We start from the raw sequence: 4,321 nt of genomic DNA on the forward strand, positions 1-4,321 counted from the left end.
AGGATCTCGTAGTCGCTGTACCTGAGACCGAACGGCTGCAGCTCGCGATCGAGCCGGTGGGTCAACAGCTTGCCGACCTCCAAGTGGATGCGCCAGCTGCGCTGTTCGTCAGCGGTCAGCCAGGCAGTGCCGTTCCGTGTCTCCATGGCCTGAATATACCCAGACAGTTGAAATGCCCATTGCCAAACGGAGCCTCTCCGGCCTGCAGCAAGGGCAGCACGGCCCCTCCAGTCGCTCCGCGCCAGCAGGGTGCCATCGCTCTCCGGCAGCGGCCCCGAATGCGGCCGGCACCGGCTTCCCGCAGGCCAAGTGTCCGGATTCCCGCCCCGGCCGGCAGGTCAGCCGGAATCATGAAGAGCATGACTGCTTCGCGCCGCGACCCCGTGATGGAGCTCTTACACGCGTCGTTGGACCCTGCCAGCCACAGCGCCGCCGCCCGAACGCCCATGGACCTGCCGACCGGCCGTGTCATTGCTGCCGTGGCCGATTGGAAGAGCGGGGCATGGAGCACCTGTCGATGCTCGCTTCCGGCATCGCTCTGGCCGCGGCAGGCCTGACCCTGCTCATCGCCTCGCACCTGCAGCAGAGTCCTGAGGAATACCTGGGGGCCCTCGACACCAGTGCGCGGAAGGTCAGCAGGGACAGGAAGGGCTCACCGGTCACGGCCGTCGTCGCCGGCATGCTCCGGGACCAGGGTGAACCGGGCGTCACCCTCCTGGGGCAGGCCATCGCCCGCGATGAGGCCGAGTTCCTCGATCTCCTGGTCGACCTCGCCGAATACTGCGGGACCTCCATCATGGTCCTGGAGTACAGGTGTGGCACGCCCAAGGAAGAAACTCTCCAGCACCTGGAGGACATGCTGCAAGCCTCGGCATGAGGCCAATGTCCAGTCGTTCGCGGGCCGGCAGCGTCATCGCTCTGCCCGCAACCGCCAGCCGCGAAGAACGGACCCGAAGCCATGACCAAGCCTCTGCGCACCAAAGAAGAGGCCTGCGCAGCTGCGCGCGCCGTGCTGGACAGGGCCAGGTACGAGATCACGTGGGAGTACGAGACGGGCCGGCTGGCGCCCGACCGCGTGGCCGCCTATGAGCGACTTCTGACCGACGTGGCGCATGCGCTCTACGCCTTCAGCACTGCTCCCACCCCGCAGGAAGGCGTGCGCCAAGCCCGCGCGCTGGGCTCCGGGCAGACAGAGATGATGCTGGCGACCAACGCCCGCCTCCGAGCCGAGGGGCGACTCGGGCCGAAGACCGCCGCGTTCCTCGACCGTGTGGCGCCGCTCCCGGGCAAGCCGTGACCGCGCCCCGATGTGCTCGATAGCGATCGCGTGACGGGAGGGCGACATGGATGCCGCGCTGGCGGGGTTGGCCGGCACCACGGTGGGTGCCGTAGCGGGTGTCGCCGGTGCGTGGCTGGCGCAGCGGGGGCAGTTGCGTGCGCTGCGGGAGCAGCGCACGCATGAGGAACGGGTGCGCTGGCTGGACGACAAGCGCGCGATCTACCGGGACCTGCTCAACGCCATGTACGGCTGGCACGACGCACTCGTGTCCATCTGGCAGGACAACGACAACGGCCGGCTCACGGAACACGCGACGCCGCCCACAAAGGAATCGTGGAAGCCCGGCTCATCGCCCCCGACCGCGTCCGGGCAGCCATCACCGACCTGCGCCGCACGTTCCTCGACGACGGTCAGCCCCGGGTCTTACGCCGCGCACCGGGAGCTGGTGGCGACGCCCCGCTGACCAAGGTCAGGCAGGGAATCGCCCGGCTGGAAGACGCCCTGCGCTCCGATCTCGCCGACCCTAACCGGGCACCCGACCGCGACCGGCGCTGAACAGAGCAGACAGGACGCGGCCGGGTGCGACAACGCACTGCCCCGTGCCCTCGCCAGCGCATCACGTCACTGGCTGCTCTGGGCCGCGCTGCCCCGGATCCGCCGTTACGGCTTCTGCATGAGCCAAAGCACGCGCTTCTCCCACCGCACCCGCCACACGACCTACTGCCGCGCGAGTCCAGCCGGGTCGATGTCCACAGGGAACGGCGCTGAGACCCGGGTGGTCGTACCTGCAAGCGCGGTGGTCTTTTCTACGTACCGGCCGTTGGCCAGTTCGCTGATGATGAGCCGCGGCGCGGGTTCGAATTCCAGACGCCAGAAATGCGGGATGGCGGCCTCCGCATACAGCAGGGGCTTGACCTTCCTGTCCATCGTCTTGTTGCCGGGCGAGACCAGCTCGACCACCAGCAGCACCGCGTCGGCATCGAGGTGGACCCCGTCGTCCACGGTCGCGGCCGCGTCGACGACCACCAGGTCAGGCACCACCAATCCGGACGGCAACGTCACGTTGATGGCTTCCAGGACCTCAACCGGTTCGTCGGCGACTCGGGCCGCCGCGTCCAAGATGTTGGCCAGGCGCCGGGAGGCTCGCTGGTGGCGGAAGCCGGGGGCGGGGGACATCACGAGGGACTCCCCCAGCAGCTCATAGCGGGTGGTGCGGTCCTCGGGCAAGGCCAGGACTTGTTCGACGGTCCACGGCCCCACATGATCAGCGGTCGCAACGCTCATTCCCCTCACCTCCTCCGACGGTTCCTCCCATCAGTGTGACCTGCCCGAAGGATCCCTGTCAGCTGCCCGACCAGGCTCCCCACCGGGCCAGCCCAGCAGGCCATGATCATATCCAGGTAGTGTTATCGCTCTCCGGGTACGGCCGGTACCACCACGGGGGCGTTACCCGGCCGCACCCGGCCCTACAGCTCGAAGTCGATGTAGTCGATGTCGGTGAACTCCACCTCCAGCCCGGCAGCGAACGTCGCATCGCGAGCAGCACCGCGGTGTCGGCGGTCATGACTCCTGATTCCGTTCCCCCCGGCGCGGCATGCTCCGGTCGGAAGGGCTGGAAACCGCCGCGTCGTACGGAGTTCTTGTGGGGAGATACGAGCAGTCGTTAGCTCACGGTAATCAGGAGGTCACGTGGGGTGGAAGCAGCCTTTCGACGACGCGATGAAGGAGCTGCAGGAGACTCGCAGACAGCTGGAACGTCTCGATGACCCGACGATCGGCCTGTCCGCTCTGCACGGCGAACTCGCACAGAGCCGCCTGAAGATCCAGGAACTCGTTCAAACGGGTGTCACCGGGCTGCGGGAAGAAAACCGCGAGGTGCGCCGGCGCCAGGACCGGATGATCAGCGATCTGAACGAGACCCGGGGCGAGCTCCGGCAGCTGCTGGACCTCGCCGACGTACTGCGCCCCCTTGCTCTATCCCGGACCGACGACCCGGAGGCAGAGGATGAGCCGCAGGAGCAGCTGGAAGAAGCACTTCACCAGCCGCCCGGGCATTCCGCGGCACCGGCCAGCCGCGGACCTGAGCCAGGGCCCGCAGCCCCAAAGCAGTACGCCGAACCCAACACCGACCGACGGGGGGAGACCATGGAGAGCGCCAGCCACCAGCCGCAGCCCGCGACCGGAAGCGACGACAAGGACCAAGTTCTCAAAAACGCCATCGAGGCCGCGTACCGCGGCCACGGCACGGGCAACCCCGCGCAGGCCTCGCTCCACACCCCGCAGGAAAACCGCCCTGACGACCCGCGAGTCACCCATGGTTGTCCTGCTTCTGAAGGCCGCCGGCGTCGCTTCCGCCGACCTCGTCGCACACCGCGACACCTGGGAATGGCTGACCGCCCTGGCAGTCGACCACAGCCACTTCCGCCGTCGAGGACATCCAGGAAAGCCGCATCCAGACTGTCCTGTCCGGGCGCTCACTCATATCCCTCCTGATCGAACTGTGGAACACCCGTTCCGCCTCCGCCCCGCTGGAGGGTGACTGGGCACTGGCAACGACCGTCTACAACCGCATCGCAACCGAGCTCACCGGCGTCACCGGCCAGGGCGAGTCCATCCGCATCGTCCTCGACGACGGCCTCTCCCCGGGCACCCACGACTGACCGGATCGAAACCGCGAACGGGGGAGCTCCGAGAACACACTCTCGGAGGCCCTCCCCCGTTCGCGGCCGACTTCGTTTCTTCGCGCCGGCTGATGCCCTTCCGTTTCGTGTGTTACGGGGGTGTCTACCAGCCGAACGCGGCCCCGCCCCTCTACAGCTCGAAGTCGATGTAGTCGATGTCGGTGAACTCCACCTCCAGGCCGGCGGCGCGGCGGCCGCGGTCGCGGAAGTAGATCTCCTGCAAGCCTTCGGCTGCGATCGCGCGCAGCTGCTGTTCGCCAGCGCCTTGCTCTTGGGCGTCGAAGAGGCGGGCTGCGTACTCGGGTGGGAGGGCTTGGGTGATCAGGCGGATGCGGGCGTCGTCGGTGCTGCCGGGGGCGGC

6 protein-coding genes are annotated in these 4,321 nt (G+C 68.0%); 4 read left to right on the forward strand and 2 right to left on the reverse strand.

The genetic code is table 11. From position 1 onward, the window contains the following. Positions 1–502: 502 nt before the first annotated feature. The 3 genes from PV350_RS44975 (at position 503) to PV350_RS44985 (ending at position 1,742) form a co-directional block, all read left to right on the forward strand. Positions 503–877 (forward strand): hypothetical protein, encoded by a 375-nt coding sequence (locus tag PV350_RS44975; protein ID WP_500339110.1) that lies wholly within the window; start codon positions 503–505, stop codon positions 875–877. Positions 878–958: 81 nt separating this feature from the next. After that, the gene (locus PV350_RS44980) at positions 959–1,297 is read left to right on the forward strand and encodes a hypothetical protein (protein ID WP_500339111.1); all 339 of its coding nucleotides are present in this window, start codon (positions 959–961) and stop codon (positions 1,295–1,297) included. Positions 1,298–1,343: 46 nt separating this feature from the next. Continuing rightward, entirely contained in the window at positions 1,344–1,742 is a 399-nt protein-coding gene (locus PV350_RS44985; RefSeq protein WP_500339112.1) for a hypothetical protein, read from the forward strand. Positions 1,743–1,996: 254 nt separating this feature from the next. On the opposite strand, the gene PV350_RS44990 is transcribed toward PV350_RS44985, so the two are convergent. After that, positions 1,997–2,563, reverse strand: coding sequence for a Uma2 family endonuclease (locus PV350_RS44990; protein WP_500339113.1), 567 nt, complete (start codon positions 2,561–2,563; stop codon positions 1,997–1,999). Between the two features lie 405 nt (positions 2,564–2,968). Here PV350_RS44990 and PV350_RS44995 point away from each other — a divergent pair, with 405 nt between their 5' ends. Then, positions 2,969–3,772 carry a hypothetical protein gene (locus tag PV350_RS44995; RefSeq protein ID WP_500339114.1) on the forward strand — a complete coding sequence of 268 codons (804 nt, stop codon included), beginning with the start codon at positions 2,969–2,971 and terminating at the stop codon, positions 3,770–3,772. 318 nt (positions 3,773–4,090) lie between these two features. On the opposite strand, the gene tpg is transcribed toward PV350_RS44995, so the two are convergent. Further along, on the reverse strand, positions 4,091–4,321 hold a 231-nt coding region (gene tpg / locus PV350_RS45000), incomplete at its 5' end, for a telomere-protecting terminal protein Tpg (protein ID WP_500339115.1).

Origin of the sequence: Streptomyces sp. PA03-6a (assembly GCF_033792765.1) — a bacterium.
Taxonomy (GTDB): Bacteria; Actinomycetota; Actinomycetes; order Streptomycetales; family Streptomycetaceae; genus Actinacidiphila.

Coding starts and splice junctions, on each gene's coding strand:
- PV350_RS44980 (WP_500339111.1), top strand. CDS start 959: ATGACCAAGCCTCTGCGCACCAAAGAAGAGGCCTGCGCAGCTGCGCGC.
- PV350_RS44985 (WP_500339112.1), top strand. CDS start 1,344: ATGGATGCCGCGCTGGCGGGGTTGGCCGGCACCACGGTGGGTGCCGTA.
- PV350_RS44990 (WP_500339113.1), bottom strand. CDS start 2,563: ATGAGCGTTGCGACCGCTGATCATGTGGGGCCGTGGACCGTCGAACAA.
- PV350_RS44975 (WP_500339110.1), top strand. CDS start 503: ATGGAGCACCTGTCGATGCTCGCTTCCGGCATCGCTCTGGCCGCGGCA.